The following is a 23,882-nucleotide window of genomic DNA, read 5'->3' as shown; positions in this document are numbered from 1 at the left end:
CTGTGGTGCGCGATAAACGGCTTCTGATCGATCGTCGCACCTTTATAAAGGCGGCGGGCTTGCCGTTTCTGGCTTCGCTTGCGCCACGCTCACTCCATGCGCTGGAAAGAACGGATGCAGTTTTCGCTTCCGGTTTCCGCGCTCGAGATGGCTCATACGGCGTGGCCACGGTGAGCGAAGAAGGCGAGATCATCCACCGGCTGGCGTTGCCTGAGCGGGCACACGGCATGACGACGAGCAGTGTGACGGGAATGACGGTTGCCTTTGCCCGCAGGCCCGGCACCTTCTTCATGGCTTTCCATCCGCACAACAGGCGGCACCCCATCGTCATGCACACACCGGAGAACCGGCACTTTTACGGCCACGGGCAGTTTTCCTTGGATGGCTCTATACTCTATGCCAGTGAAAACGACTTCGATGGAAATCGCGGCGTCATCGGTCTTTATGATGCCCGCAACGGCTTTCGCCGCATTGGAGAATACGATGCACACGGCATCGGCACCCACGACATGACTGTCAGCGAAGACGGGCAACTGATCGTGATTGCCAATGGCGGCATAGAGACTCATCCTGATTTCGGTCGCACCAAGCTCAACATAGACGCTATGGAGCCATCGCTGGTCCTGCTCGATGCCACGACCGGCTCGCTCCTCCAGAAGCACGGCCTTCCAGAAAAGCTGCGTCAGCTTTCTACCCGCCACGTCGACCTCGGTCGCGACGGACGTATCTGGTTCGCCTGTCAGTATGAAGGACCACGCAACGATCTTCCGCCGCTGGTCGGCAGTTTCTCCAGGGGCGAAGACTTGCGCTTCATCGATCTGGCGCAGGAAACAACGATGCGACTTGCAAACTATGTCGGCGCAATTGCAGTCAACCGTCGTGATGGCGTAGTGGGTTTGACATCGCCCAATGGCAATGCGCTTGTGACGCTAGACGAGAACAGTGGAAGGGTTCTGTCAGAGGTGACATTACACGAAGCCGCAGGCGTGGCGCCCGCAAGAAAGGGCATCGTGGCCTCCTCCTACGACGGCCATTTCGGTACAGAAACAAGCGACGTCAGCTGGGACCAGCATATTGTTCGTTTGAACCTCTAAATTATTGAAATAGCGTGGGAACCAACGCCCGGGCAACGCATTGTTCAGGCATGAAGCGCGCCCCCGTCTATATCGTTTTCATCGTTGCCGTCGTTGCCATCGGTGCTCTGATTGGCGTTAACGCTGTGCCTGGTGAATGGTATCAATCGCTTAACAAGCCGTTTTTCAATCCGCCGAACTGGATTTTTGGCCCTGTCTGGACAACTCTCTATGTGATGATCGCCATCGCCGGTGCCCGGACATGGCTGAGCAGTCGCATGGGCGGGCGCATGCAGCTTTGGGCTAGCCAGATGCTGTTGAATTTTCTCTGGTCACCGCTCTTTTTTGGAATGCAGAGCCCGGAGGCGGCATTGATCGTCATCATACCGATGCTGATTTGCATCATCGCCTTTATCGTCATAACCTCGAGGCGGGATCGTGTCTCGATGTGGCTATTCGTTCCTTATGCAGCATGGGTCTCCTTCGCTACGCTCCTGAACGGGAGCATCGCCTACCTCAACTGATGAAACCTTCTTGTCTTGCGGCCTCTTAACCCCCATGTCATTTTCAATAAAAATGAAAGGCAGGGGAATGGAATTTACCGATCCTGGCGATTATCGCCAGCGCATAGAAAAGAGCTTCTCTCGTCAGGGCGTCGTTCAGGCGATCAAGGCTGAGATTTCACGAATTGAACATCGTCTAGTGGAAATCGAGCTGCCGTTTCATCCCAAGCTCACACAGCAGCATGGCATATTGCACGCTGGCGTCATTGCGGCAGCCCTCGATACCGCTTGCACCTATGCCGCCTACACGATCATCGAGCCGGAAGCCTCCTTGTTGACCATAGAATTTAAGGTCAACCTTATGTCGCCGGGACGCGGCGACCGCTTCCTGTTTCGTGGGGAGATTACCAAGCCGGGCAGCAACATCATCGTTGCCGATGGCCGCGCCTATGCAATTTCCGATGGCCCCGCCAAATTGATCGCCTCGATGACAGGCACGATGATGGTGCTCAAAGGCCGCGAAGGTTTCGACGAAAATGAGCTTTGAAATTCTAACCGTCGCAAGCAAACGCCTTCTCTTCGTAATGGCGGCGGATGCGGAGTATGGACCGCATCTGAAAGCGCGGTTCAACCCATTGATGACAGGTGTTGGCCCCGTTGAGGCTGCCGTGTCGCTTGCGGTAACGTTAAGCGAACTCAAAGCGGCTGATCGCTTGCCCAACCTCGTCGTTTCGCTCGGTTCCGCCGGGTCTCGCACGCTGGAACAGGCAGAAGTCTATCAGGCGATCTCCGTATCCTACCGCGACATGGATGCTTCCGCGTTCGGCTTCGAGAAAGGCCGCACGCCGTTCCTCGATCTACCTGCGGAAATACCCCTTCCCTTTTTCATCCCCGGTGTTACCGGAGCTCGGGTCTCGACGGGCGCGAATGTTGTCTCCGGCGCGATGTATGATTTGATCAACGCAGACATGGTCGAGATGGAAACATTTGCGATCCTTCGCGCGAGCCAGCGTTTCGACGTACCGGTAATCGGCCTTCGAGGAATTTCCGATGGCAAAGCGGATGTTCACCACATTGGTGATTGGACGGAGTACCTGCATGTGATCGATGAGAAGTTGGCAGATGCGGTGGACAGGCTGTGCGACGCTTTGAAGGATGGAGCAATTGCGGTGTAAAGGCTTGCAAAGGAGCCCGTTTTCTGGCTTTTCAGGCCATATACCCGGTTGCCTAAAGCCCAGGATTTCTTTAAAGGCTCGCCATGACCCAGATAGCCCATCCCGACAGCATCCTCATCATCGATTTCGGCAGCCAGGTGACGCAGCTCATTGCGCGTCGTGTGCGTGAAGCTGGAGTCTATTGCGAAATCCACCCGTTCCAGAGCGCAGCGGAAGCCTTTGAGAAATTACAGCCGAAGGGCGTGATCTTCTCCGGCGGCCCGGCATCGGTAACGGCGGAAGGCAGCCCACGCGCGCCTCAGGCAGTATTTGATACAGGTATTCCGATCCTCGGCATCTGCTATGGCCAGCAGACCCTTTGCACGCAGCTCGGCGGCACGGTGGAAGGTGGCCATGCGGCGGAGTTCGGCCGCGCCGATATCGAGATCAAAAAGGCTAGCCCTCTGTTCGACGGGTTCTGGGAACTCGGCGGACGTTACCCCGTCTGGATGAGCCACGGCGACCGCGTGACACAGCTTCCAGCAGGCTTCGAAGTGGCCGCGACTTCCGAGAACGCGCCTTTCGCCATCGCAATCAACGAAGAGCGCCGTTATTACACCACCATGTTCCATCCTGAAGTGGTGCATACGCCAGACGGCGCGAAGCTGCTTTCCAACTTCGTCCACAAGATCGTTGGCCTCAAGTCCGACTGGACGATGGCCGCGTATCGCGCCGAAATGATCCGTAAAATTCGTGAGCAGGTCGGCTCTGAGCGCGTTATATGCGGTCTGTCCGGCGGCGTGGACTCTTCGGTTGCGGCCGTTCTTATTCACGAGGCAATCGGCGATCAGCTTACGTGTATCTACGTCGATCACGGCCTGATGCGTCAGGCCGAGAGCGAACAGGTCGTCGGCATGTTCCGCGATCATTACAACATTCCGCTCGTCCATGTGGATGCCTCCGATCTGTTCCTGACGGAACTGGCTGGCGTGTCTGACCCGGAAGTGAAGCGCAAGACCATCGGTCGCCTCTTCATCGAGACTTTCGAAGCGGAAGCCGCTAAAATCGCGGCAGACGGAAAGGGCGCTCCTTCGTTCCTCGCACAGGGTACGCTTTACCCAGACGTTATCGAAAGCGTGTCCTTCTCCGGAGGCCCTTCGGTTACCATCAAGAGCCACCACAATGTCGGCGGTCTTCCAGAGCGCATGAACATGAAGCTGGTTGAGCCGCTTCGCGAATTGTTCAAGGATGAAGTTCGCGCGCTCGGTCGTGAGCTTGGCCTGCCGGAGAGCTTCATCGGCCGCCACCCCTTCCCCGGTCCGGGCCTGGCGATCCGCTGCCCTGGCGCTGTGACGCGCGAGAAGCTGGATATCCTGCGCAAGGCAGATGCGATCTATCTGGACGAAATTCGCAAGGCCGGTCTTTACGATACGATCTGGCAAGCCTTCGCCGTGTTGCTTCCGGTCCAAACCGTGGGTGTCATGGGCGATTACCGCACCTATGACTTTGTCTGCGCGTTGCGCGCCGTCACGTCCGTCGACGGCATGACGGCCGATTTCTATCCCTACGACATGAATTTCCTCGGACGTGCGGCGACCCGCATCATCAACGAGGTCAAGGGCATCAACCGCGTGGTTTACGACGTGACGTCTAAGCCACCGGGTACGATCGAATGGGAATAATTCGGACCTACCCAGACGCCGCCGATAGCCGCCGATTTCCCTCAATAACACGCTGAAAATAAACAATTTTCTCTCCGCCATCTTTCGCCGTCAATCGCCGGGCAAGCCTCGCGATCGACGGCGGAGCTGACGGTATGGGCCGTCTTGTGACATCGCAGAATTGCATATACCGTCATGGCTTAGAGAGCTTGTGACGGTATTTTTTTCGACCTTATTCCATTGAGAATAAAGGATAATTTGCCATCACGATTGGTCGATTTTGGCCTGACGGTATTTTCAAAGGCTCTCTGGCGTTTTTTGAACGATCTAGGAGGGTCCGATGCTTACTGATGCGGCAATCAAGGCACTGAAACCAAAGGACAAATTATATAAGGTCTCTGACCGTGACGGTATGTATGTCGTCGTGACCCCGTCGGGTGCCGTCGTGTTCCGCTATGACTACCGTATGCACGGTCGACGCGAGACTTTGACCCTCGGCCGATACGGACCGGCGGGCCTCTCTCTGGCCCGTGCGCGGGAGAAGCTGATCGACGCACAGCGTTCGATTCAGGAAGGGCGGTCACCCGCCCAGGAGAAGCAGCGCGAGAAGCGCCGCATCAAGGAAGCAAAGAGCTTTGGCGAGTTTGGCGAACGCTGGCTGCAAGAGCACCGGATGGCCGAAAGCACCCGCGCGATGCGCCGCTCGATCTACGAGCGGGACATCCTGCCGACGTTCCGCAATCGGCTGCTGACGGAAATCACACCCGAAGATCTCCGGGCAATGTGCGACAAGGTGAAGAAGCGAGGAGCGCCGGCCACGGCGGTCCATGTCCGCGACATCGTGAAGCTGGTTTTCGCCTTCGCGAAGCTGCACGGGGAAAAGGTGTCGAACCCCGCCGAAGAGGTCGGTCCGGCGTCGATCGCGACGTTCGTTCCCAAGGACCGCTCGCTCTCGCCCGCCGAAATTCGGGTGATGCTCGGCCAGCTAGAGCATGTGGCGACGCTGCCGACCATCCGGCTCGGCTTGAAGCTGATCCTGCTTACGATGGTCCGCAAGAGCGAGTTGCAGGACGCGGTGTGGGATGAGGTCGACTTCGAGAATGCGGTGTGGTCGATCCCGAAGGAGCGGATGAAGCGCTCCAAGCCGCACAACGTCTAGCGTCACCCGTCGCGACCACGAACGGGGGCAGGTGATTGCGCTCGCTCGTGTCGGCCGGCTGCGCTGGGCTGTGATCGTCGTGCAGCATTCAGCACTTACCCCGCTCTTCGGGCGTCAGCGGACGCGCGGGGAAGACCGTGCTGCCGGTGATGTCGCGGGTAGATTTGCGGGAGCCGATTTCAGTCCAGGCTTCGAGATCGTGGACCGTGTAGAGGACGCGGCCGCCGATTTTTCGATAGGTCGGGCGGGTACCGTAGGTCCGGTGCTTCTCAAGGGTACGGATGGAAATGCCGAGGAAGCGGGCGGCTTCCTGCGTGCGCAGGAGACGCGGCGGCAGGCCCGCCAATGGATTGGCCATGGAGACACCTCTGGTTCGTCGTGATGCGCGCTGCCTTCGTGGCAGCGGGCTACGGCGAACCATGGCGAGGGATCGGCGGCGGGTAGCGTGCCGCATTTGCACTTATGCGCAGGCGGCACCCCGGGGCATGCAGGCTGGAATCCCTGTTAGGAGGCAGAAGCGGCGGGCGTCTGGCTACATGTTATGACTAGATGACTACTTTGGCGCGCTGGTATTCTTCAGCAATTCGCCCGGCTCGATCCCAAGTGCCTCGGCGATCTGGCCAAGAACCGTGACACTGGCGGACACGTCGCCACGTTCGATGGCTCCGATGTAACGCATACTCAAGCCTGCCCGGTCGGCGAGCTCTTCCTGCGTCAAATTTTGATCATGGCGGATCCGACGCAGATTCCTCGCCATGACCTCCTTGAGATCCATGACAAAAGAGGAACCAGCATAGGAACGATCCTTCTAGGAACGATCATTCCCATTCGTATCAGGCCATGCTATTCATCGGGTTGTCCTGAAGTGCTTCATTATGTCCGCGTTCTCGATAAAAAAGGGCAGAATTCATGCGTGAACGGCCTCTGCTTGATCCAGATGTTGAAAATGAGGCCCCCAGGGGGCCCGATATCACGACCTATGACGAACAGCACTACGTAACTTATTTGCGGCTGTTAGATGCCAGCCGAAACGGCGCGGACTGGCAGGAGGTCGCGCGCATCGTTCTGCACCGCGATCCCCTCCGTAATGAAGCAGAGACGAGGCGATGCTGGGAAAGCCACCTCGAACGCGCCCGGTGGATCGCAAACAAAGGCTATCGACGCATTCTCGAACAAGAGATTGCCAACAATCACTTATAGGCTAACCGGAAGATGAGTTCGTGCCGTACGCCATTGACGGCACGAGGATTGAGATGCTTGAGGCGGGATCATTTATTGAGCATTGGAGATAAGGAAGACGCCATTACAGTCTCGGGCGTCGAGAAAAGATTTGGATGGGGAGGCCGTGCCTTTAGGGCGCTCGATGGGCTTTCTCTTGGTGTTCCGCAAGGCTGCGTATACGGCCTGCTGGGTCCGAACGGTGCCGGCAAGAGCACGTTGCTACGGATCATAGCTGGCCTCGTGCGCCCTGATCGCGGCTCGGTTTCCATATTTGGAGAAAATGCTGGCAGGGAATCGCGACGCCGCCTTGGCATGTTGATCGAGGCCCCGGCGTTCTATCCATTCCTGACCGCACGCGAGCACTTGGAAATGTTCGCTCGGATGAACGAGTCCGCCACAATGGTAGAGCCTATTCTGCGGCGCGTTGGCATCGGCTACGCCGCGGACAAAAAGGTAGCTGCATTCTCGTTGGGGATGAAACAACGCCTGGGGATCGGCTGCGCGCTCGTCGGCCGGCCAGACGCTATCGTTCTCGATGAGCCGACGAACGGTCTCGATCCGGACGGCATCCTTGAAATGCGTTCGCTGATCGTTGATCTAGCCCAGAGGGACGGCATCACCGTGCTGCTTTCGAGCCATCTCCTCGACGAGGTGGAGCGCGTGTGCGAGCGCGTCGCGATCTTGCGGAGCGGGAGAATGGCGGCGCATGGGAAAGTCGCTGACCTGCTCGACAGCCAAGCTCGCTTTTGGATAAACGTTGATTCACCGCAAACCGTGCTGGAGCGTTTGGCATCGCGGGCCGATGCAGGTGACGGTGGAGTTTATGTTCGAATTGGGCGCGACGATGCACCTGAACTCATACGCGCGCTTGTAAACGCGAACATCCGGATATTCGAAGCAAAATGGATCACTCCCGATCTGGAGTCGGTCTTCCTGTCGGAAACGCGGAGAGAGCCACAATGAGCGCTCTACTCTCGGCCGAGCTTCTGAAGCTTCTACGACAGCCGGGCATTCTATTCTGGGGGTTCCTGTCGGTTCCTGCCGCCGCACTCGGCCTTAAGATCGCGCTGGAGAGTTTTTTCGTCCTACGATCAGGAAACCTCCCGCAAGTACAAGCCGATGCGCTTCTGTCAGCCGCGCAATCATTGGGCATCGCAGGCAATCCGATTGCACAGCTTCTCTATGCGATCGGTGTTTCCTCTGTCTTCTACGTCGAATACCGCTTCTCGGCTTGGCGTAACCTCGTGCCACGGACAGGGCGCATTCCTCTCCCCGCCGCAAAACTCGCTGTTTGCCTCCTGTGCATGGTCATCGGTCTTGTTCTGACAGTCGTCGGAGACATGATCCTCAACACTGCGCTTAGCTTTCTCGGCGGCGGCACCAGCAATAGAACCCCAGTCCAAGCGGGCAGTATCCTCGTGCTCTGTGCGGCGTTTGTAATCGCCTTTCTCGAACTGGCGACCCTTGCTGCAGTTACCGCGACGCTCACGATTATATTCCGGAGCATGATCGCGGCAGTCGTTCCAGTATTTCTGGTAGGGATAACGTGCTCGATCCTGCAAGCTTATTTTGGCGCTGCCATAGCCAGCGTTCCCATGCCGTCCTTTGCTGCCGATGCCGCGCGAGCATGGCTTTTTGCGGGTGCCGAAGGGTCGAACGGCATCACGGGTTTCGCCACACTACTGGCATGGCTCTTGGCGGCGGTAGCAGCCGGGTCTCTCATATTTTGGCGTCAGCCTCTGAATACCGAGTAGCAGCGAAAACACTCATCTAAATCGCTGAAGCCTCGATGAGTGAATCAACGTAAGACCAATCTGAGGGACATGCAGATCGAATGATGCGGATACTTAAATATGCGGGCGTTGCATTTGCTCTCTTGCTGGTCGGCCTTTTCGGTTATGGCGCTAAGGGATACTGGGATGCGCTATCCGATGCCGAGGGCTTGCGCGCTCGTGCCGACGCGGTGATTGCTCAAGGCCGCGGCGGCGACTCTCTGGGGGCAGCCCATAGGGCTATTCTGCTCGCGGTCGAAGACCCGAATTTCTCAACGCATTCCGGTGTTGATTTCTCCACCCCGGGCGCTGGACTGACCACCATCACTCAATCGGCTGCCAAGCGGCTCGCCTTTGAGGAATTTCATCCCGGCATCGGCAAGATCCGCCAGACCGGTTATGCGTTAGGGCTGGAGAGGCGTCTTCCAAGGAGCAGATCCTTGCCCTGTGGCTGGAGACGCTGGAAATGGGCAGGGGGCCAAATGGCTGGATGGTCGGCTTCCATTCGGCAAGCTCAGCGATCTACGGGCGGCCTCCAGCCGAGCTGACCGAAACCGAGTTTGTCCGGTTGGCGGCGGTGCTGATAGCGCCGGCCTCTTATGATCTCGTTCGAAGCGACACCAAGCTCGACGAACGCGCTGCCCGTATCCAGCGTCTGGCAGCCGGAGCGTGTGTGCCTGCGGGCTTTTCGGATGTTTGGCTTGAGGGTTGCCAGTAGCGATACACGAATCGTATTCGTGGTCTTATTTTGATCTAATCCGCGTCATGCGCTCTTTTCGTGAGGTAGAGTTTGAATGTCCCATAACTACTCATCGTTCCTTACTGTCTCCCTCGTGGCGATTTCACTGTCGGCAAGCACTCTTGCGGCGCGAGCCGATGTGCCTCCCGCCTCCGCGCAAAGCGTAACCTTGGATCGGGCAACGGTCGCCAAAACGATCGGTGGTATCGCCGCCGAGTTGCGGGAGGGCTACGTGTTCCCGGAAAGGGGCGCGCAGGCGGCGGAGGCGCTGGAGAAGGCACTGGCGGAAAACGCCTATGGCAGCGTCACCGATCCAGCGCAGTTTGCGATGCAGCTAACGGAGCAACTCCGGGCGATCACGAAGGACGGTCATGTGCGGGTGATATTCGGTTCGCCCTTCGGCAATCAGCCTACGCCAGCGAGCCCGCAGGATGCCGGTTTCGAGGTGAAGCGGCTAGACGGCAATATCGGCTATATTCATTTGACGCGGTTCGTTCCGCCTGAAGTTTTCAATCCGGCCGCCGACCAGGCCATGCGCAGCTTGTCAGACACCGCCGCGCTGATCATTGACATGCGGGAGAATGGCGGCGGGCATCCGGCATCCGTTGCCTACCTCGTGAGCTTCTTCCTCGACCAGGGTGCGCGCGTCCATATCAACGACCTCATCTGGCGCAATCGCGGGACGTTGACGTTCAGAACGGAATCGTTCTGGAGTTCGCCGACGCCAGTGCGCTACGTCGGCAAACCGGTCTACGTTCTGGTCGGTCCGAAGACCTATTCGGCTGGCGAGGAATTCGCATATGACTTGCAAGCCCTTCGGCGGGCGATCGTAGTCGGCACGGCCACCCGCGGAGGTGCGAATCCGGGCGGGCTTAATGAACTCGGATCGGATCTCTTTGTCGTTGTGCCGACTGGCAGGGCTGAAAATCCAGTCACGCGAAGCAACTGGGAGGGTGTCGGCGTACGCCCTGACGTTCAATCAACACTTGAGGACACGCAGGACACTGCAGTGGCACTGGCGAAGTCCGAGGCTGACGCACCACAAACGAGTCAACAATAACCGGCGGGCGTTGCCTGCGGCAGAGAGTGCAAACGTTGCGGCAAAGACGTGGAGAGGTGATGTTCTATCGCCATCTCCGACTGGGGAGCTTGATGGGATAGTGCAGTAGCAGTCGATAGCCGCCGCGCATCATTTTGATGCCGTGCGCGATCAGACGGCGGGCCTTGTTCTTGCGCGGATCGAGCTCAAAATCCTCCTTATTGCCGCGAAAGCCTAGCAGAACTTCGGCGACAGTACGATAGCTTTCGCCGCGAAGCCGAGCGTCGAGGGCCCGGAGAGATAGGATGTGCCATTGCCTGAGTTGCGCGGGCAATGCGCGGAAATCGCGCCCCGGCCCGTGGCCCTGAACTGCTTTAACCAATCGACGCGCCGCATGAGAGCGGAGATCGTAGAAGGCGTCCGCCGGCAAGACCGTGCCATAGAAGGCCGCCGCATCGGGAGCGGCCTGGGGCAGCCAGAATTGATGCGCGACGCCGTCAGCCTGCCAGATGCCGTGCCAGCCATCCTCAGCCTGGCGGAGGTCGAGACCGTCGAGATGCGCAAGCGTGACGATGGGTTCGGTTTCACCATCATGGTGCTCCAGCGGCATGAGCCGTATGGCCTGCGGCTGGAGGTGTGGGCTCCAGAATAGAGTCTGCCGATCCGATGGGGTTTCAGGATCGGTCGGAAAATCGCAGCCCCCACCGCAGCGCAAAAGCTTCCAGCCGCTCCGGGTCTGGCTCAGGCGACGCGATGATGGCCTGAAACTCGCCACGATACTCGTCGTCGCGGCGAAGATACTCCCAAGCGAAACCGGCGGCGGAAATGCTCTTGGCAAATTTATATGCCGCCGGAGAACGCCAGTCGATACTCAGCATTGGCGTTGCCTCTCTATACTGCTCAAGCCGAACGAATTCGCTCTTAGTGGCTTGAATTTCTGGCTTGGCTCAGTGGCAGTAAGCCATTTGAAGCACGATGTATGCATTTCTCCAGACTACAAAGTCTTTCGATTTAAGCCAACTGCTTCCGCAGAGTACTTTAGGCACCTTGTTCGCACCGCGGGTTTTCGAGAGATTTTAAGTTCATGCTCTACTGAGCGAGCCAGCGTTGTAAGAAAGAATTTCAATCGTGAGCTTTTTCTTGAAAGCGAAATCCCTGTGCCGCCGCTAGCTGAGCAGGAAAAGCGCGCGACCATCCTGAACGCTGTGGCATTCGAACTTCGCAAAACAGAAGCTTATCGGGCGCTGCTAGAGAATCAAAAACGCGGCCTGATGCAAAAACTGCTGACGGGTGAGTGGCGCCTAGACGAGCGCTTCGATGCTGAAGCCTTGAGCCCGCGCCCGCTGAATGTCGGAGGGCGCTCATGAAGTTCGAGGTCTATTGCGACGAAGCCCAACCCGATCTTTTCACGTCAGCCAAGCCCCGCGCCCGCTATCTGATGATCGGCAGCCTTTGGCTGCCGGCGGAGCTGCGCGAGGATGCCAAGGAGAAGATCGGGCGCCTGCGCGAACGCCACGGCGTATGGGGTGAGGCGAAGTGGACCAAGATTTCGCCGGCCAAAGCCGATTTCTATCACGAGCTTGTCGATCTGTTCATGAGCTACGGCATGGACATGCGCTTCCGCTGCATCGCTGTGGATCGAACCCAGGTCAATCTGGCGCTCCATGATGGCGATGGCGAGCTTGGCTTCTACAAGTTCTATTACCAGCTCCTGCACCACTGGATTCTCGACTTCAACGAATACCGCGTCTTCTGCGATCTAAAGAGCAACCGCGACCGCACCCGGCTCAGGGTATTAAAGCGCTGCCTCGACTATGCCAATAAGTCGGCGACCATCGCTGATGTTCAGTCGCTGCCATCGCCGGAAGTGGCGCTTCTCCAGCTCTGCGACTTGTTGCTCGGCGCAGCCAGCAGTCGGCTATCCGCCTGAGCAAGAAGGCCGACGGTACGCTGAAGGCCAACTTCGTGACGTGCTACGAGGCAGACAACAGCATTGGCAAAATCCGGCAGTCCCCTTTGTGGAACAAGGAGGATTGCCTGAATGCGCTCTAAAAAAGATTTGCGGGCGCTGATTTGCTACGCTGGCTCAGCGCCCGAAGCCTCGATAGGTTCAAAGCCGATGGGCAGTGAACTCGTAGTGTTCATATGCACTCTAATCGCCAAAAGTCAACATTTTGTTGAATGGGTCACACCTATTTTCGCGGCATGCTTTCCGCTCTCTGCGCCTCATAGCGTTGAAAAAACGGAACAATTCACACTCCCAATCTTGCCGCTGGAGGGCGATAAAATTGACTCGACCGCCTGAGTTCACCACGTCAGAGGCGGGTAGCGCGCAGCTTCAGGCGCTGCACACGCTGATCAATTGCGGCTGGCGCTACGTGACCCGGGCGGAGACCGATCAATGGCGCGACGGCCGGCGCACGCTGCCGTTCCTCGAAACCCAGATCCGGGATGATCTGGCGCGGATCAACCGCATTCATGTCGATGGACGGGCTTATCCATTCTCCGAAGCGAATATCGATGCTGCGGTTCGTCGACTCGCCGAGCGCATCCCCGAGGGCGTCGTGCGCGCCAACGAACGGATGACCGACGACCTGCTGCTCGGCATTGCCCTTACACAATCCATCGGCGCCACGTCTCGTGAGTGGCCCTTCAAGTTTATCGACTGGAACGACTGGCGCGCCAACACATTTCAGGTGGCAAGCGAGTACACCGTCAGTGAAGCGGGCGGGCCGACCATCCGTGTCGATCTCGTTCTTTTCGTGAATGGCATTCCTTTGGGGATGATCGAGGTCAAGGCCTCACACGTTTCCGCCGACCAGGGCGTCAGCCAGCAAATCCGCAATCAGAAGGCTGGCGAAGGTGTGCCGGCGCTGTTCTATTCCGCCCAACTGCTGCTGTCGGCCAACAGCTATGATCCTCGCTATGGCACCATGGGAACGCCGCGCAAGCTCTGGAGCGTGTGGAAGGAACGAGAGGACCCGCCCGGCTTCGCGGTGGACGTGGTCAATCGGCCGCTCGACACCGTCGAGGGTAAGCGTGTGGCCCTGGATTTCGCCCCAATATATGAAGCGTCATGACGGCCTGATGGAGGAGCATCGGTTCGTCACGCCTTTGGATGAGACGATCGTCGGCCTCTGCCGGCCGGAGCGCTTCATGCGGCTGATACGCCGCTATATGCTGTTCGACGGCCCCCACAAGAAGGTGGCGCGTTATCAGCAGGTGGCGACCATCGAGACGTTGATGAAACGCATCGAGGAGCGTGACGCCGCAGGCCGCCGCCAGGGTGGTGTCGTGTGGCACACGCAAGGGTCGGGCAAGAGCCTGACGATGGTGATGCTGGCGAAGTCCATCGCGATGGCACATGCGACGGCGCGCATCGTCATCGTCACGGATCGCACCGATCTTGACGACCAAATCACCAAGACGTTCCGCGCCACCGGTCAGGAGCCGAAGAGAGCGGCGACGGGCGAGAACCTGCTATCTCTGATCGAAGACAAGACCCCGGTTGTCACCACGCTCATTCACAAATTTCGCGCGGGACTCAACAAGCGGCGGATCGTCGATTCGTCATCCGACATTTTTGTACTGGTCGATGAGAGCCATCGTAGCCAGTACGGCAATCTCGACAGCTTGCACGCCCGCATGCGCGAGGTGCTGCCCAATGCCTGCTTCATCGCCTTCACAGGCACGCCGATCGCCAAGAAGGAGAAGAGCACGTTCGCCAAATTTGGTGAGCTGGTTCAGCCTGCCTATTCGATGCGAGATGCCGTCGATGACAAGGCCGTCGTTCCGCTTCTTTATGAAGGGCGGGAAGTCGTCACCGACGTCGATGACGCGCAGATCGACCGTTGGTTCGAGGTCCACACGCGCGGTCTTTCCGACGATCAACGCGCCGATCTGAAGCGCAAGATGAGCCGCGCCCGTGAGATCGAAGGCGTGGATTCCAGGCTTCAGTCGATCGCCTTCGATATCGGCCAGCATTTTTCCACCAACTTCAAGGGGACAGGGCTAAAGGGGCAGCTTGCGGCTCCCTCGAAGCGAGCCGCCATCCAGCTCAAGAAGCTCCTCGACGAGTTTGGGGTTGTCACCACGGAAGTCGTGATCTCTGCGCCGGAAATGCGCGAAAGCGAAGACGAGGTCGATGAAGCTGATGACGATCTTGTGCGTACCTTCTGGCGCAAGATGATGGAGCGGCATGGGGGCGAGGAAGCCTATAACAGAACCATCGTCGAGCAATTCAAAGGCCCCGGCGACCCAGATATCATCATTGTTGTCGATAAGCTCCTGACGGGCTTCGACGCGCCACGCAACACGGTGCTCTATGTGGCCCGACGGCTGCGGGAGCATGGACTTTTGCAGGCCATCGCCCGCGTCAATCGGGTATTCGACGAAGACGGCGCGCCGGACAAGCCCTTTGGCTTCATCATCGACTACACCGGCGTCCTGAAAGACCTCGGAGATGCGCTTTCAAGCTACGATGCCTTGCAAGGCTTCAGCGCGGAGGACATAGCCAGGAGTGTCGTGGCTATTCGGGAAGAGGCAAACAAGGTGCCAGGTGCGCACGCCGCTTTGCTCGACGTGTTCAAATCCGTTTCGAACACTTTTGATGCAGAAGCCTATGCGCGTCTTCTGGCGGATGAGGAAATCAGAGCCACGTTCTATGAGCGGCTATCGGCGTTTTCGCGGGCTTTCACGGTGGCGCTTGCCTCTCCGGCCTTTATTGAGACGACAAAGCCGGAACTGCTGAAGCGCTGGAAGGATGATCTCGGGCGGTTCGTCTCCCTGCGTGCCGCAGTCACCCTTCGTTACGCCGAGCGTGTTGACTGGCGTGATTATGAAAAGCGCATTCGTCAGTTGCTGGATCGCCACGTCATTGCACGCGACGTCGTAAGGTTGGTCGAGCCGCTGAATATATTCGACGACCTCGCGATTAAAGAGCGACGGGAGGAAAAAACCGAAAGCGATGCATCTGTGGCGGATACGATCGCCCACCAATTGACCCGTTCGATTGAAGAGAAGTGGGATGAAGATCCAATCTTCTTCGAGAAGTTCTCAAAACTTGTGCGCGACACAATCGCAGACTTCCACAAAGGGCGGATCAGCGACCTGACCTATCTCTCGAAGATAAAGGCGTTGCGAGATAACGTACTTACGCGGCAGGATGAAGCCGATCCGACACCAGCCTGCCTTCGCGATGACAGCCATGCCCAGACGTTCTGGGGATTGACAAAGCGCAACCTGGAAAAAGTCGGCATGAATGACCCAGACTTGGCTGCCGACATTGCTCTACAGATCAGTCAGATCATCCAGTGTCGGCGCAAAGTCGGCTGGCAATATGACCGCGATGTGGAGAACTCCATTCGAAACGATATCGACGATTTCTTTTTCGAGGAGTTGCGGGGAGAACGGAGCGTTCTGATCGACCCCAGTGTTCTTGATGGTATCGTCGACGATGTTCTGGCTTCGGCACGCGTGCGCCTGGCACAGTGAGGATGGCCGTGGCCTTGCCGACAGCTGAGCAAATCGAGATATGTTGGGGAGGGCGCAGGGTCACTGCGGAGTTGATCCGCACGGTGAGGCGGGCACTGCGCATCGATGTTCGCCCGACGGGAGAGGTGACTGTCTTTGCCCCGGTTGGCGAGGGCATTGAAGAGATTCGAACCAGGGCGCACCGGAAAGGCGGTTGGATATTCGCTCAGATCGATACCATTGCCCAAAGACCCAAGGTTACGCCGGAACGTCGGTACATTTCGGGTGAGACCCATCTTCTGCTTGGTCGGCAGTATCGGCTTTCGGTCGAGGAATCAGACGACCCTCATGTGCGGATCGATGGCGGCCGTATGGTGATAGCGGCCAGAACCCCGGACGACCCACCACATTGCAGGCGTCTCCTTCAGGCGTTTTATCGTCTAAGAGCCCGTGAGGTGTTCCGGCAACGGTTCGACATCGTTTTGAAGCCGTTTGTTCGTAGAGGATTGACGCGGCCTTCACTCGTCATTCGTCCGATGGCGAAGAGATGGGGCAGCTATACTCCAAGTGGACGTGTCGTACTAAATATTGAATTGGTGAGAGCGAGCCCACGGCTGATCGATTACGTGATCTGTCATGAACTGGCGCATGCGTTCTACCCCGATCATGGTGATGGATGGCGCGAGTTGCTCAGAACGGTGATGCCGGATTGGGAGGAGCGAAAAGAAGCGCTGGAGGCAACGCTTCGATAGCTGGCTGCGCGAGCACTGCCTTCACCCTGCCAGTAGATTGGCAATTTATATCCATCTCTCTCCGAGAGCACTGCACCCTCAAGTTCCTCCTGTTGATTAGATAATTCGGAGTTATAGTTCTCGGGATCTTGCGAGGGATAAAATGGCTATTATCGATAGAAGCTTCCGCAAGGTGGTTTGGCGACGTTTATTGAGGGGGAGAGATGATCGCAGGTTCCGGACAGCTGCCGTGGCAGCACATAACGATACGTGTGCCTTGGCATGATGGTGGCTGGAATGGGCGTGTCTGCACTGCCCCGTCAGCGAACACCTCATGTCTGGTCCTCGGACGCATCGCGTCGGCAAAACGCGACAATCAGGATGCTGTGGCGGGAAAGCTGTTCGATGAGCTCGCGCCGTCGGAGCTACCGCCATGTGTCGATGAGCGCGTCAGCTTCATGTGCGATCACGACCTCGTTCTGACCAAGCAGCACCCCTACAAACTTTCGAGCCCTACGACGCACGGCCATTTTGGCGAGACGAAGCTGCGGATCGAAGCCTATTCCGCAGCATGCATCCCCTTCGGATGGATGTTGAAAGCAAACGTCGAGGGCGACGAGAGCGAGTGTGAGCTCGGCAAGGCAACAGCGTTGCGGCTAGCCTACGATCCCGAGCGCGAGCCGGACCTGTCGTTCGAAACGGGCTGGGTTCAGGACAAGACGAACCAGCTCATCATGCTGGACACTTTCTTCGGTGCCCTCCAGCCAAAGACATCACTCTGTTTTTTCTATGCGAAGAAGACGCCGCTCTCGGAAAGCGCAAACCGCGTCATCGTCGGCGTCGCGAGGGTGATCGGCGTCGGAGGGCATACTGAATACGCCTACGAATCGGCCGGTGACCTCAAGGGCGTTCTCTGGGAGCGATGCGTCAGGCACTCCCTTCGGCCGGGGGGCGACGACGGCTTTCTGATGCCATATTACGACGTGTTAGCCGCTGCACAGACCGACGTGCGCGTGCCCATCGAAGATTGCGTGGCCTTCGCGCCGGAAGACCAGTTCGACGCGTTCTCCTACGGCTCAGAGCATCTCGGTCACGATGGCGCGATAGCGTCGCTGCTTTCCTGCGCCGCGGCTTTGCGAGCTACCGCGAAGATTGTCGAAACCGACGTTTCCGGCTCGCTTGCGTGGATCGACCGTGAGATTGCTCGCCTTTGGACGGCGCGAGGCGTTCACCCGGGACTCGGAAGTGCTCTGAGCGCCTTCGGGCTGGAGCATGGATCGCTGCTCGCGCATGAGATCGTGCGTGTCGGAAGCCGCGAAGGCGAGGTGTTCGACGCCTTCGCCTTCATCGACGGCATCGTGAAGAAACCATCTACATTTCCGCAAGCCGAGAAGCTCGGCTTCGGCTCGACTTACCGCGAAAAATGGAAGAGCCTCGCATCGCCACGCCGCCAATTGCTCGATCTTGTCGCTCGTTGCAGCCTGACCGCCGACCAGGCGCTGCGAGCTTACCAGCCTAGTCAGCGAGGCGTCTTCACTGAGGCGACCAGCGACGGGGACCTCTTGGCCAATCCGTACCTGCTCTACGAGCGGGATGAGTCAGCGGCTCAACGGATTGCCTTTGGTGTCGTCGATCGTGGCGTATTCCCGGCGGAGGTCATTCGCGAGGTTGCACCGCTGCCAGCTCAATCGATGATGACCGACGGGATCGACAAACGTCGTGTCCGCGCGCTGATCACCGACATGTTGGAGCATGCCGTTCAGAACGAGGGGCACACGCTTCTTCCTCGGAGCTGGATTGTGAGTCGAGCAATCGAAGCGCCCCTCGATCCTCTCTGCGTGGTCGACGAGGACGTCATCGACATGGTCGCGGACTACCTCGCACTCACCTTGGAGAGAGCGCGAACCTCAGATGACGAACTCGCGCTGAAGCTCAGGCGGTATGGCACCTCGCGGACCGTAATCACAAACGCGGTCCGGAAACGCGTCGGTGGCAAGCGCCACTCGATTGTCCACAAATGGCGCGCGCTCGTCGATGCGGTGCTGCCTCCGATAGGAGCCGCACCGGAGGCGGAGGTCGAAGAACTGGCACGAAGGGAAAAATCGGGAGCGCTTGAGCAGCTCGCATGTGGACGTTTCTCCGTCCTCATCGGTCCGGCAGGGTCGGGCAAGACCACGCTTCTGAAAGTGTTGTGTGACCTTCCAGAGATAAGCTCGGGCGGGATTCTTCTTCTGGCCCCGACCGGCAAAGCGCGCGTCCGCTTGGAGGAAGCGACGGAACGTCTTGGGGAGGGTCAGACACTGGCTCAATTTCTCCAACGCTATGAGCGGTACAACGGCGCGAGTGGGCGCTACTTCCGGAATCCCGAAGCGCCGCGAGAGAAGGGATATCGGTCGGTTATCGTCGACGAATGTTCGATGCTCACCGAGGATCAGCTTTCGGCGCTGATCGATGCGATCGAGGGCGTTGATCGTTTGATCCTGGTTGGCGATCCTCGCCAGCTCCCGCCCATAGGCGCTGGCAGGCCGTTCGTGGACATCTGTCGGAAGCTCGCGCCCTCTGAGGAAACTCCTCAGTTTCCGAAGGTCGCGCCAGGTTACGCCGAACTCACGATCATCGGTCGCCAGCGGGGAACAGACCGGGGCGACGTACTGCTGGCCCGGCAGTTCAGCGGCGAGCCGTTGGATGCCGGCGCGGACGAGGTGTGGGAGGCGCTGAGGTCCGGCACGCTGTCGCACGTGCGAACTGCGCATTGGGCCCTCCCGAGCGATCTGGAGCCGCGACTTACGAACGAGATTGTCAGAGGTCTGGCGCTTGCCGACCACTCCGATCAGCGCGGGTTCGAACTGAGCATCGGCGGAAGCGAATGGGAAGGGCACGTTCTTTTCTGGGCACGACGCGCCGGTGAGACCGAGGGCGGCGCTGCGGAGGCAGCTCACGACTGGCAAATCTTGTCGCCTGTGCGATCGGGCCCCCCCGGTGTGGAAGCGATCAACCTCGCGATCCAGCGCCGGTTTCGGGACAAGGTGCGAGATCGCGCGCTGACCCCATATGCGAAATACCCGAAGCCTGCCGGGCCTCAAGGCGTTTTGTGGGGCGACAAGGTGATCAATCTCCGCAACAACGGCCGACGTCGCACCTATCCGCGCCAGGAACGATCCTACGTCGCGAACGGCGACATCGGCATAGTCGTCGGCGGCTACAAGACCGGGAAGATGAAGTTTCGCCCGCGAGACCTCGAAGTCGAATTCGCGAGTCAGCCCGGCGTGAAATTTACCTACTATGCGGGCGAGTTCTCTGGCGAAGAGGGCACGCCGGAGCTCGAACTGGCGTATGCCCTAACGGTCCACAAGACCCAGGGAAGTCAGTTCGAGCGAACGTTTATTGTGCTGCCGCGCAATTGTCGGCCCTTGTCGCGAGAACTGCTCTACACCGCGATCACGCGACATCAGCAAGAACTCATTCTTCTCCACGAAGATGACATCGGCGCCCTGCGGCGATACTCAGACCCGTCTGCCTCGGAGATCGCGCGGCGAATGACGGACCTCTTCGAGGCGCCCGGGCCCGTTGAAGTGAAAACCGTCTCGGGCCCACGCTTTCTCGACAAGCATCTTCTGCATCGGACGAGCCGCGGCGAGTTCGTGCGGTCCAAATCGGAATTGGCCATCGCAGAGAAATTGAACGGGATGGGCATCGGCTACGTCTACGAACAGCCCCTGCAACTCGATGGGAAGACGCGCTGGCCTGATTTCACGATCGTCGATGAGGACTCGGGGGTCACCTATTATTGGGAGCATCTGGGCATGCTGTCGGACCCGCAATACGCGGCACGATGGCAGATCAAGCGCATGGCGTACCTGGCAGCAGGCATCCGGCCGATCGATGAACAGGCAGGGGGAGATGTCCTGATCGAGACCATGGAAACGGCGGGATCGGGCCTGGACATGGTCGAGGTTAACCGGCTTGCCCGCTTGATCGTGGGCTGAGCATTGCGCGGTCGTCTCTGGTCTTGACGCCCTGTCTCTTAGCGAGTGCAGCGGCTGCCCTCTTCCTGATCAAACAATCTGAGTGAGAGTTTGTCACCTATGCGAATGGCTTTCGTCAGGATATTTGTCCTCCTATTGGATAGGAGGAGGGCCGTTACAGCGGGGCGTCTACGCTCGTGCTTCGCCTCTACGATTTGTTGTGACGGTGTTTTTGGGGAACGTTTGCTATACGTGAAGCTCTTCCCGGGAAACTGTCTTCACCCTCTCAACCTCTGTCGCGCTTGATCCAAGCCCACCATCCCGGCGATCCAGGATAGAGATGGGTGTATTGATTTCGCCGACTTTGGCGGGTACTTTATCGGTAGCAAAAGATTCGAAGTCTGAGGTCTACGCCTCACCGCGAAACGGTCGATAGATACCGATAGTTCACAGAATTTTACCGTCCTGAAATTCCGAAAAAACCTAAGCAAAATCAAAAAGTTAAGTTTTTGACGGTATCTTCAGCGGTATACCCACCCGAGGATTTTATTTTTCGTAAGTATATCAGACGCTTAGGGCAGAAAAAATATTAGAGTGGGAATGATCTGAGTGATCAAGGGACCGGGATGGCGACAAGCTGTTTCGGTCCTTTTTGCATGTGGTGCAACGACAATTGCGTTCCATCATCAAGATGAAAACTGCACCATAAACGCAAATATCGCCTCTTCGAATTTCAATGAAATTCAGGGCGAAGTACTATTCCGATTATTTGAAAGCTTACAGTGGCGATCTCAATCGCCATGGGTCTCGGCTTAAGTTCCCCTTCCAACCCAAGGCGAGGCAATGGCGCCTCGCCAGACAGACTATGAAATCTTAGAGCTGAACCTTGTCGAAAGCCTTGCGGTCGATGCCGAGTGCGTCGAGGTCAGCACCAGCAGGCTTGCGGTGCGAACGGACGGCAGCCGAAACAGCGACGGCAGCGCCGAAAACAGCAAAAGTTTCACCGAAGAACTTACGGGTCTTAGCAACTGTGCGCATGTCATTCTCTCCTTTGTGATGCCCAGAATATGAGCATTCATATGAATTTGCACAACGCATGATGCAGCGGGGGAGCCATGCGCCGGAGCTGCAACTCTTTCGGGTGTCAGCCGTGAAAAATCTGCATAGCTGCTTGCTGTTTGACTAGACGAGCTTTTTTGCTATTGCGAAAAAGGAAAGGGAGAAGCTGAGCCATGACGATCACGATTTACGGCATCAAGAACTGCGATACAATGAAGAAAGCGCGGACGTGGCTCGAGGCGCAGGGCGTCGATTATGCATTCCATGATTACAAGAGTGCCGGGATCGACGAAGCGCATCTCAATAGGTGGTGCGACGCGGCCGGATGGGAAGCAGTTTTAAACCGGGCTGGCACCACATTCAAAAAGCTGGACGACACGCAGAAAACCGATCTGACCCGTGAGAAGGCGATTGGCCTGATGCTTGAGCAACCCTCTATGATCAAGCGTCCCGTCCTGGAAGCTAAAGGCAAGATCACTGTGGGTTTCAAGCCTGAGACTTATGCCGGGTTATTCGAGTAAGCCCATGTCGAAAACCACTCGTGCCACCCAGATGTTGACGAAGGCAAGCGTTGCTTTCAGCACCGTGACCTATGAATACGACCCGAACGCGGATCGCATCGGTCTTCAGGCGGCGGAAGCAATAGGTGCTGCGCCGCATCTGGTGCTGAAAACGCTGATGGCAGAGGTGGATGGCAAGGCGGTGTGCGTTGTCGTGCCATCGGACTGCGAAGTCAGCATGAAGAAGCTGGCAGCGGCATTCAGTGGTAAGTCGGCGAATATGATGAAGCCTGCCGATGCAGAGCGGGCGACGGGATATCATGTCGGCGGCATCAGTCCGTTCGGGCAGAAGAAGCTGGTACCAACCGCCATGGAAGCCCGATCTTTGGCGCATGAATATGTCTACATCAATGGTGGGCAGCGCGGCCTTCAACTGCGGCTTTCTCCCGAGGACGCGCAAGCCGTATTAAAGGCGGTCATCGTGCCGCTGGTGGCAGAGTAGCATCGAAACACGGTTGGCTTTCACGGCGAATGGGCTATGTTTCGCGGCTCATGACAAGTACATATGAAGGCACACCATGACAGCTTCCCCAAATGGCACCCCATCGGTCGATCCCGTCAAGCTTCAAAAATTGGCCGAAGTCGCGGTCAAAGTCGGCCTGCAGCTCCAGAAGGATCAGGATCTGGTCATTACCGCGCCGCTGGCAGCGCTGCCGCTAGTGCGGTTTTTGACGAAGCACGCTTATCTGGCGGGCAGCGGTCTGGTCACCACCTTCTATTCCGACGAGGAAACCACACTTGCCCGTTATCGCCATGCAAGCGATGCGAATTTTGATCGCGCATCCGGCTGGCTTTATGACGGCATGGCCAAGGCTTACGCTAACGGCGCTGCGCGTCTGGCTATTTCCGGCGACAACCCGATGCTGCTGGCCAACGAAGATGCGACGAAAGTGGCCCGCGCCAACAAAGCGAACTCCATGGCCTACAAACCGGCGCTGGAGAAGATTTCCAACTTCGACATCAACTGGAACATCATCTCCTACCCCAACCCCTCATGGGCGAAACAGGTATTCCCAGGTCTGCCGGAAGACGAAGCGGTTCGGAAACTTGCGGACGCAATTTTCGCCGCCTCACGCGTCGACGTGGCCGATCCGGTAGCGGCCTGGCAGCAGCATAATGCCAATCTGGCCAAGCGCTCCAAATGGCTGAACGACGAGCGTTTCTCCTCGCTGCACTTCACCGGCCCCGGCACGGATGTAACCATCGGGCTGGCTGACGGGCATGAATGGCATGGCGGCGCTTCCACGGCCAAGAACGGCGTGACCTGCAATCCGAATATCCCGACCGAAGAAGTCTTCACCACACCACATGCGCTACGGGTGGATGGCTATGTCTCCAGCACCAAGCCGCTGTCGCATCAGGGCACCTTGATCGACGATATTCAGGTGAAGTTCGAAGGCGGTCGCATTGTAGAGGCAAGGGCGTCCAGGGGCGAGGCAGTGCTGAACAAGGTGCTTGATACCGACGAAGGTGCGCGACGTCTGGGAGAAGTGGCACTGGTGCCGCATTCATCTCCGATTTCAGCAAGCGGCATCCTGTTCTTCAACACGCTGTTCGATGAGAATGCCTCCTGCCATATCGCGCTTGGTCAGTGCTATTCAAAATGCTTCCTCGATGGCGCTTCGCTCAGCCAGGATCAAATCAAGGCTCAGGGCGGAAACTCCAGCCTGATCCATATCGACTGGATGATCGGCTCCGACAAGGTTGATATCGATGGCGTCAGAGCCGATGGTTCGAAGATGCCGGTGATGCGCAAGGGCGAGTGGGCCTGATG

Annotated in this window: 26 protein-coding genes and 1 pseudogene; 22 read left to right on the top strand and 5 right to left on the bottom strand. The window is 57.9% G+C overall.

The genetic code is table 11. From position 1 onward, the window contains the following. The first annotated feature begins 2 nt into the window (after nucleotides 1-2). From G6L28_RS16820 to G6L28_RS16795, 6 genes and pseudogenes are all read left to right on the top strand, one after another. Nucleotides 3-1,094, top strand: coding sequence for a DUF1513 domain-containing protein (locus tag G6L28_RS16820; protein WP_174064975.1), 1,092 nt, complete (start codon nucleotides 3-5; stop codon nucleotides 1,092-1,094). A 50-nt stretch (nucleotides 1,095-1,144) separates the two neighbouring features. Beyond that, on the top strand, nucleotides 1,145-1,597 hold the full coding sequence (locus G6L28_RS16815; protein ID WP_174064974.1) for a TspO/MBR family protein: 453 nt from the start codon (nucleotides 1,145-1,147) through the stop codon (nucleotides 1,595-1,597). A 67-nt stretch (nucleotides 1,598-1,664) separates the two neighbouring features. After that, nucleotides 1,665-2,123: a PaaI family thioesterase gene (locus G6L28_RS16810; RefSeq protein WP_174064973.1), complete on the top strand. Its 459-nt coding sequence runs from the start codon at nucleotides 1,665-1,667 to the stop codon at nucleotides 2,121-2,123. Then, on the top strand, nucleotides 2,113-2,751 hold the full coding sequence (locus G6L28_RS16805) for a 5'-methylthioadenosine/S-adenosylhomocysteine nucleosidase (RefSeq protein ID WP_174064972.1): 639 nt from the start codon (nucleotides 2,113-2,115) through the stop codon (nucleotides 2,749-2,751). Before G6L28_RS16810 ends, G6L28_RS16805 begins: the two co-directional genes overlap by 11 nt. Nucleotides 2,752-2,834: 83 nt before the next feature. Beyond that, nucleotides 2,835-4,412, top strand: a complete 1,578-nt coding sequence (guaA, locus tag G6L28_RS16800) for a glutamine-hydrolyzing GMP synthase (protein WP_174064971.1) — start codon at nucleotides 2,835-2,837, stop codon at nucleotides 4,410-4,412. Between the two features lie 319 nt (nucleotides 4,413-4,731). Beyond that, nucleotides 4,732-5,547, top strand: a pseudogene (locus G6L28_RS16795) (tyrosine-type recombinase/integrase); the annotation flags it as partial. 91 nt (nucleotides 5,548-5,638) lie between these two features. Here G6L28_RS16795 and G6L28_RS16790 read toward each other — a convergent pair. Beyond that, a complete protein-coding gene (locus G6L28_RS16790) occupies nucleotides 5,639-5,908 on the bottom strand; it encodes a helix-turn-helix transcriptional regulator (protein ID WP_174064970.1) in 270 nt (89 codons plus the stop codon). A gap of 195 nt (nucleotides 5,909-6,103) precedes the next feature. Then, the gene (locus tag G6L28_RS16785; protein ID WP_174064969.1) at nucleotides 6,104-6,325 is read right to left on the bottom strand and encodes a helix-turn-helix domain-containing protein; all 222 of its coding nucleotides are present in this window, start codon (nucleotides 6,323-6,325) and stop codon (nucleotides 6,104-6,106) included. Between the two features lie 134 nt (nucleotides 6,326-6,459). Between G6L28_RS16785 and G6L28_RS16780 the strand changes: the two genes are divergently transcribed. The 6 genes from G6L28_RS16780 to G6L28_RS16760 all read left to right on the top strand — a co-directional run bounded on the left by G6L28_RS16780 (nucleotide 6,460) and on the right by G6L28_RS16760 (nucleotide 10,342). After that, nucleotides 6,460-6,750, top strand: a complete 291-nt coding sequence (locus G6L28_RS16780; protein ID WP_174064968.1) for a DNA -binding domain-containing protein — start codon at nucleotides 6,460-6,462, stop codon at nucleotides 6,748-6,750. Between the two features lie 75 nt (nucleotides 6,751-6,825). Beyond that, complete coding sequence (locus G6L28_RS16775; protein ID WP_234902614.1) at nucleotides 6,826-7,734, top strand: ABC transporter ATP-binding protein; 909 nt, start codon at nucleotides 6,826-6,828, stop codon at nucleotides 7,732-7,734. Further along, nucleotides 7,731-8,525, top strand: a complete 795-nt coding sequence (locus G6L28_RS16770) for a hypothetical protein (RefSeq protein ID WP_174064966.1) — start codon at nucleotides 7,731-7,733, stop codon at nucleotides 8,523-8,525. Before G6L28_RS16775 ends, G6L28_RS16770 begins: the two co-directional genes overlap by 4 nt. Before the next feature lie 80 nt (nucleotides 8,526-8,605). Next, a complete protein-coding gene (locus G6L28_RS22920; protein WP_234902631.1) occupies nucleotides 8,606-9,091 on the top strand; it encodes a transglycosylase domain-containing protein in 486 nt (161 codons plus the stop codon). Beyond that, a complete protein-coding gene (locus tag G6L28_RS22915; RefSeq protein WP_234902613.1) occupies nucleotides 9,010-9,261 on the top strand; it encodes a transglycosylase domain-containing protein in 252 nt (83 codons plus the stop codon). Before G6L28_RS22920 ends, G6L28_RS22915 begins: the two co-directional genes overlap by 82 nt. 76 nt (nucleotides 9,262-9,337) lie before the next feature. Then, nucleotides 9,338-10,342 (top strand): S41 family peptidase, encoded by a 1,005-nt coding sequence (locus G6L28_RS16760; RefSeq protein ID WP_174064965.1) that lies wholly within the window; start codon nucleotides 9,338-9,340, stop codon nucleotides 10,340-10,342. 64 nt (nucleotides 10,343-10,406) lie between these two features. Here G6L28_RS16760 and G6L28_RS16755 read toward each other — a convergent pair whose 3' ends face one another. Together G6L28_RS16755 and G6L28_RS16750 are read right to left on the bottom strand one after the other, a co-directional pair. After that, the gene (locus G6L28_RS16755; RefSeq protein WP_174064964.1) at nucleotides 10,407-10,931 is read right to left on the bottom strand and encodes a DUF2285 domain-containing protein; all 525 of its coding nucleotides are present in this window, start codon (nucleotides 10,929-10,931) and stop codon (nucleotides 10,407-10,409) included. A 64-nt stretch (nucleotides 10,932-10,995) separates the two neighbouring features. After that, nucleotides 10,996-11,199: a transcriptional regulator domain-containing protein gene (locus tag G6L28_RS16750; protein WP_174064963.1), complete on the bottom strand. Its 204-nt coding sequence runs from the start codon at nucleotides 11,197-11,199 to the stop codon at nucleotides 10,996-10,998. A gap of 87 nt (nucleotides 11,200-11,286) precedes the next feature. Between G6L28_RS16750 and G6L28_RS16745 the strand changes: the two genes are divergently transcribed. The 7 genes from G6L28_RS16745 to G6L28_RS16720 all read left to right on the top strand — a co-directional run bounded on the left by G6L28_RS16745 (nucleotide 11,287) and on the right by G6L28_RS16720 (nucleotide 20,510). Next, complete coding sequence (locus G6L28_RS16745) at nucleotides 11,287-11,688, top strand: restriction endonuclease subunit S (RefSeq protein WP_174064962.1); 402 nt, start codon at nucleotides 11,287-11,289, stop codon at nucleotides 11,686-11,688. Then, nucleotides 11,685-12,251 carry a DUF3800 domain-containing protein gene (locus G6L28_RS16740; protein ID WP_174064961.1) on the top strand — a complete coding sequence of 189 codons (567 nt, stop codon included), beginning with the start codon at nucleotides 11,685-11,687 and terminating at the stop codon, nucleotides 12,249-12,251. The genes G6L28_RS16745 and G6L28_RS16740 overlap by 4 nt, the downstream gene beginning before the upstream one ends. 111 nt (nucleotides 12,252-12,362) lie before the next feature. Continuing rightward, nucleotides 12,363-12,626, top strand: coding sequence for a hypothetical protein (locus tag G6L28_RS16735; RefSeq protein ID WP_174064960.1), 264 nt, complete (start codon nucleotides 12,363-12,365; stop codon nucleotides 12,624-12,626). Beyond that, entirely contained in the window at nucleotides 12,610-13,401 is a 792-nt protein-coding gene (locus G6L28_RS22910) for a type I restriction endonuclease (protein ID WP_234902612.1), read from the top strand. The genes G6L28_RS16735 and G6L28_RS22910 overlap by 17 nt, the downstream gene beginning before the upstream one ends. After that, entirely contained in the window at nucleotides 13,388-15,814 is a 2,427-nt protein-coding gene (locus G6L28_RS16730; RefSeq protein ID WP_234902611.1) for a type I restriction endonuclease subunit R, read from the top strand. Before G6L28_RS22910 ends, G6L28_RS16730 begins: the two co-directional genes overlap by 14 nt. An 8-nt stretch (nucleotides 15,815-15,822) precedes the next feature. Further along, nucleotides 15,823-16,545, top strand: coding sequence for a YgjP-like metallopeptidase domain-containing protein (locus tag G6L28_RS16725; RefSeq protein WP_174064959.1), 723 nt, complete (start codon nucleotides 15,823-15,825; stop codon nucleotides 16,543-16,545). 203 nt (nucleotides 16,546-16,748) lie between these two features. Continuing rightward, a complete protein-coding gene (locus tag G6L28_RS16720) occupies nucleotides 16,749-20,510 on the top strand; it encodes an ATP-dependent DNA helicase (protein WP_174064958.1) in 3,762 nt (1,253 codons plus the stop codon). Between the two features lie 852 nt (nucleotides 20,511-21,362). On the opposite strand, the gene G6L28_RS16715 is transcribed toward G6L28_RS16720, so the two are convergent. After that, nucleotides 21,363-21,527 carry a hypothetical protein gene (locus tag G6L28_RS16715; RefSeq protein WP_174064957.1) on the bottom strand — a complete coding sequence of 55 codons (165 nt, stop codon included), beginning with the start codon at nucleotides 21,525-21,527 and terminating at the stop codon, nucleotides 21,363-21,365. A gap of 194 nt (nucleotides 21,528-21,721) precedes the next feature. Between G6L28_RS16715 and G6L28_RS16710 the strand changes: the two genes are divergently transcribed. From G6L28_RS16710 to G6L28_RS16700, 3 genes are all read left to right on the top strand, one after another. Beyond that, on the top strand, nucleotides 21,722-22,069 hold the full coding sequence (locus tag G6L28_RS16710; protein WP_174064956.1) for an ArsC family reductase: 348 nt from the start codon (nucleotides 21,722-21,724) through the stop codon (nucleotides 22,067-22,069). A gap of 4 nt (nucleotides 22,070-22,073) precedes the next feature. Then, nucleotides 22,074-22,550: a Cys-tRNA(Pro) deacylase gene (ybaK, locus tag G6L28_RS16705; protein ID WP_174064955.1), complete on the top strand. Its 477-nt coding sequence runs from the start codon at nucleotides 22,074-22,076 to the stop codon at nucleotides 22,548-22,550. A gap of 76 nt (nucleotides 22,551-22,626) precedes the next feature. Beyond that, nucleotides 22,627-23,880: an aminopeptidase gene (locus G6L28_RS16700; protein ID WP_174064954.1), complete on the top strand. Its 1,254-nt coding sequence runs from the start codon at nucleotides 22,627-22,629 to the stop codon at nucleotides 23,878-23,880. Nucleotides 23,881-23,882 lie beyond the last annotated feature (2 nt).

The sequence above is a fragment of the Agrobacterium larrymoorei genome (assembly GCF_013322225.1).
GTDB lineage: Bacteria > Pseudomonadota > Alphaproteobacteria > Rhizobiales > Rhizobiaceae > Agrobacterium > Agrobacterium larrymoorei_A.
This window is presented reverse-complemented; position numbering and strand designations above follow the sequence as displayed.

What these genes read in the sequence shown, in the direction of transcription:
- ybaK (WP_174064955.1), top strand. Translation starts at nt 22,074, where the DNA reads ATGTCGAAAACCACTCGTGCCACCCAGATGTTGACGAAGGCAAGCGTT.
- G6L28_RS16755 (WP_174064964.1), bottom strand. Translation starts at nt 10,931, where the DNA reads ATGCCGCTGGAGCACCATGATGGTGAAACCGAACCCATCGTCACGCTT.
- G6L28_RS16810 (WP_174064973.1), top strand. Translation starts at nt 1,665, where the DNA reads ATGGAATTTACCGATCCTGGCGATTATCGCCAGCGCATAGAAAAGAGC.
- G6L28_RS22915 (WP_234902613.1), top strand. Translation starts at nt 9,010, where the DNA reads ATGGGCAGGGGGCCAAATGGCTGGATGGTCGGCTTCCATTCGGCAAGC.
- G6L28_RS16770 (WP_174064966.1), top strand. Translation starts at nt 7,731, where the DNA reads ATGAGCGCTCTACTCTCGGCCGAGCTTCTGAAGCTTCTACGACAGCCG.
- G6L28_RS16720 (WP_174064958.1), top strand. Translation starts at nt 16,749, where the DNA reads ATGATCGCAGGTTCCGGACAGCTGCCGTGGCAGCACATAACGATACGT.
- G6L28_RS16760 (WP_174064965.1), top strand. Translation starts at nt 9,338, where the DNA reads ATGTCCCATAACTACTCATCGTTCCTTACTGTCTCCCTCGTGGCGATT.
- G6L28_RS16780 (WP_174064968.1), top strand. Translation starts at nt 6,460, where the DNA reads ATGCGTGAACGGCCTCTGCTTGATCCAGATGTTGAAAATGAGGCCCCC.
- G6L28_RS16750 (WP_174064963.1), bottom strand. Translation starts at nt 11,199, where the DNA reads ATGCTGAGTATCGACTGGCGTTCTCCGGCGGCATATAAATTTGCCAAG.
- G6L28_RS16730 (WP_234902611.1), top strand. Translation starts at nt 13,388, where the DNA reads ATGAAGCGTCATGACGGCCTGATGGAGGAGCATCGGTTCGTCACGCCT.
- G6L28_RS16735 (WP_174064960.1), top strand. Translation starts at nt 12,363, where the DNA reads ATGCGCTCTAAAAAAGATTTGCGGGCGCTGATTTGCTACGCTGGCTCA.
- guaA (WP_174064971.1), top strand. Translation starts at nt 2,835, where the DNA reads ATGACCCAGATAGCCCATCCCGACAGCATCCTCATCATCGATTTCGGC.
- G6L28_RS16805 (WP_174064972.1), top strand. Translation starts at nt 2,113, where the DNA reads ATGAGCTTTGAAATTCTAACCGTCGCAAGCAAACGCCTTCTCTTCGTA.
- G6L28_RS16785 (WP_174064969.1), bottom strand. Translation starts at nt 6,325, where the DNA reads ATGGATCTCAAGGAGGTCATGGCGAGGAATCTGCGTCGGATCCGCCAT.
- G6L28_RS16815 (WP_174064974.1), top strand. Translation starts at nt 1,145, where the DNA reads ATGAAGCGCGCCCCCGTCTATATCGTTTTCATCGTTGCCGTCGTTGCC.
- G6L28_RS16790 (WP_174064970.1), bottom strand. Translation starts at nt 5,908, where the DNA reads ATGGCCAATCCATTGGCGGGCCTGCCGCCGCGTCTCCTGCGCACGCAG.
- G6L28_RS16710 (WP_174064956.1), top strand. Translation starts at nt 21,722, where the DNA reads ATGACGATCACGATTTACGGCATCAAGAACTGCGATACAATGAAGAAA.
- G6L28_RS22920 (WP_234902631.1), top strand. Translation starts at nt 8,606, where the DNA reads ATGATGCGGATACTTAAATATGCGGGCGTTGCATTTGCTCTCTTGCTG.
- G6L28_RS16700 (WP_174064954.1), top strand. Translation starts at nt 22,627, where the DNA reads ATGACAGCTTCCCCAAATGGCACCCCATCGGTCGATCCCGTCAAGCTT.
- G6L28_RS16740 (WP_174064961.1), top strand. Translation starts at nt 11,685, where the DNA reads ATGAAGTTCGAGGTCTATTGCGACGAAGCCCAACCCGATCTTTTCACG.
- G6L28_RS16715 (WP_174064957.1), bottom strand. Translation starts at nt 21,527, where the DNA reads ATGCGCACAGTTGCTAAGACCCGTAAGTTCTTCGGTGAAACTTTTGCT.